Source organism: Bradyrhizobium sp. P5_C11_2 (assembly GCF_054049755.1).
The window spans coordinates 1-2415 of the sequence record NZ_JBFULT010000822.1 but is presented as its reverse complement, the minus strand read 5'-3'; the positions used below and the strand labels follow the sequence as shown (position 1 = coordinate 2415).

At 64.2% G+C, this 2415-nt stretch carries 1 protein-coding gene; it reads left to right on the top strand.

The window, feature by feature from the left end; genetic code table 11:
- Positions 1 to 273: 273 nt before the first annotated feature.
- On the top strand, positions 274 to 2415 hold a 2142-nt coding region (locus tag ACXJL8_RS39030), incomplete at its 3' end, for a beta strand repeat-containing protein (RefSeq protein WP_456686814.1).

Below are 2415 nucleotides of genomic sequence, written 5' to 3'. Positions count from 1 at the left end.
CTATACGGCATATGCCGTATAGGACCCCGCGATGAAGCCTCTTCACTGTTGAGTCCTTGCAACAGCCATCCGGAAAAATACACCTCAAAGCGCCGTTTGCCCATCAGCTAGCCAAAACTCTCTTCCTTGTGCACAAGGCGCATGAGAATCCTGCTATCCAAAGTTGTCCGGGCCCCTGCGCGACGACACATGGCAGGCACCCCGTGATATCGACGACAGCGCGAACCGGTGTATTGCGAACAAAGCCGGACGCTGCAGAGCAGGTGGGCGGGCATGCGGTTGGGCTTGAGGTTGCTGCGGCGGCGAGCGGTTGGATCGGCGTCGGCCGGTCTATTGATCCTGATTGCGATGGCCTCGGCGGCCAACGCCGATTGCACGCCAGCGTCCGCCGATAACGTGACGGCGACTTGTACCGGCACCACCACCGACCAGGGCGGGGGCGCACCGGGCACGAGTGCCGGCACCGCGGGCTACGGCACCGCAACCGAGACCGGGATCACCGTCAACGTGATCGGCGGCGCCAGCGTCACGGGCACCGGCGGCTATGGCATCTCGGTCAGCAGTGGGACGGTCACCAATTCCGGCAGCATTAGCAGCCCACTCGTTGATGGCATCTCTGCCGGCACCGTGACGGTGACCAACAATGCCGGTGCGAGCATCACCGGCAGACAGTACGGAATTCGTGCCCTCGCCACCGCCAACATCACCAATTCCGGCAGCATCACCACGCTGTTGCCGGCCGGCGTCAGTGCCGCCATCAGTGCCGAGGACGGCGCAACGGTGGTCAACACCACAGGCGGCATCATCAGCGGCGGGAAGTTCGGCATTCTTGCGAACAGCGGCTCCATAGATCTCACCAACTCCGGCACCATCTCCGGCAGCGGCTTCGGCATTTCCGCTCAAAGCGTGGCGGTGACCAACAATGTCGGCGCCAGCATCGCCGGCGGCGATTCCGGCGTTAACACCCTCACCGGCTCTGCCAACGTCACCAATTCCGGCAGCATCACCGGCACGATCAACTACGGCATTTTCGCCAACACCGACGCGACAGTGATCAACAATGCAGGGGGCAGCATCACCGGCCACCTGTACGGAGTTCTTGCCGGCACCGGGGCGACCAACATCACCAATTCCGGCAGCATCACAGGGACTTTGATCACCGGCGTGGTTAGCAAGACCGATCTGACCGTCACCAACAACGCTGGCGCCTMCATCAGCAGCGGCGGGACCGGGACCTGGTCGATCAATGGGTCCTCCACCGTCATCAATTCCGGCAGCATCACCGGCACCGGCCTTTATGGCATCAATGCCGCAACCTACGCGACAGTGACCAACAATGCCGGTGGCAGCATCAGCGGCGGCGTGAACGGAATTTTTGCGGTCGGCGGTGTCGGCGGCTCGTCAGTGTTCAACGCCGGCACGATCAGCGGTGGCACCAATGCGATCCAGTTCACCGGCACCGGCAACACGCTGACGCTGGCGCCGGGCTCGGTCATCTCAGGCCTTGTGCTTGGCGGCGGCAGCGACACGTTCCAGCTCGGCGGCACCGGGACGGCAAGCTTCGACGTCTCGCAGCTCGACGCCGCCGCGCAGTATCGGGGCTTCGGCACCTTCAACAAGATCGACAGCTCGGTGTGGACGCTCACCGGCACCAGCACATTTGCCGGCGCGGTTAACGTCAATGGCGGGACGCTCAGCGTCAATGGCGATCTCTCCTCGGCGGCGAGCCTCACGGTGAACGCGGGCGGCACACTCGGCGGCAACGGCATCGTCGGCGATACCACCATCAATGGCGGCACGCTGGCGCCCGGCAATTCGATCGGCACGCTGACGGCGAGCAGCCTGACATTGACAGCGGCATCGACCTACCTGGTGCAGGTGTCCGGCGTCAGCGCCGACAAGACCATCGTCACCAACACGGCCAATCTCGCCGGCAAGGTGGTGGTGGATCCGCTGGCGCGGCTGTCGGCGACCACGACCTACACCATCCTGACCGCGGGCACCGTGAATGGCACCTTCTCCGGTGCGGACTTCCTCACGTCCAGCAATTTCGCCCGCAACGCGCGGCTGAGCTATGTCGGCAACGATGTACTGCTGACGCTTGATCCCGGACTGCTGTCGCCGGCGCTGCTCGGTTATGCCTCCATCAATCAGAAGAATGTCGCAGCCGGAATCGACACTGCGCTGGCCGGCGGCGGCACCACGCCGGCCGGCTTCAATGCCTTGTTCGCGCTGTCGGGCGATCCCCTGCTCAACGCGCTGACGCAGGCCTCAGGCGAGACGGCCACCGGCGCGCAGCAGACCACCTTCGATGCGATGAACCTTTTCATGGGCGTGCTGACCGATCCGTTCGTGGCCGGGCGCCATTCCGGTGCATCGCCCGGTGGAGCGACGGGCTATGCGGCTGACGACAGC